At 73.5% G+C, this 495-nt stretch carries 1 protein-coding gene; it reads left to right on the top strand.

The window, feature by feature from the left end; genetic code table 11:
- On the top strand, window positions 1–495 hold a 495-nt coding region (locus GPA_RS13465), incomplete at both ends, for a methionyl-tRNA formyltransferase (protein ID WP_167536678.1).

The following is a 495-nucleotide window of genomic DNA, read 5'->3' as shown; positions in this document are numbered from 1 at the left end:
CGCACCGCCGAGCGTCTGGGGCTGCCCGTGCTCGAGCCGCGCACGCTGCGCGACGAGGCCGTGCAGGCCGAGCTGGCCTCGTTCGAGCCCGACGTCATCTGCGTGGCCGCCTACGGCGCCATCCTGCCGAAGGCGGTGCTGGACCTGCCGCCCTTCGGGTGCCTGAACGTGCACGCGTCGCTCCTGCCGCGCTGGCGCGGCGCGGCCCCGGTGGAGCGCGCGATACTCGCGGGCGACGCCGTGGCGGGCGTGTGCATCATGCGCATGGAGGAGGGCCTGGACACGGGCGCCTACTGCGTGTGCCGCACGGCGCGCATCGACGGCAAGACGGCCCCGGAGCTCACCGACGAGCTGGCGAACCTGGGCTCGCATGCCCTGCTCACGGCCCTCGTGCACGTGCAGAACGGCGCGGCCGAGTGGACGGAGCAGGACGAGTCGCAGGTCACCTACGCCTCGAAGGTGGGAAAGGGCGAGCTGGACCTGGATCCCCGGGAC

Origin of the sequence: Gordonibacter pamelaeae 7-10-1-b, assembly GCF_000210055.1 — a bacterium.
In the GTDB taxonomy this organism is placed as follows: Bacteria; Actinomycetota; Coriobacteriia; order Coriobacteriales; family Eggerthellaceae; genus Gordonibacter; species Gordonibacter pamelaeae.
This window is presented reverse-complemented; position numbering and strand designations above follow the sequence as displayed.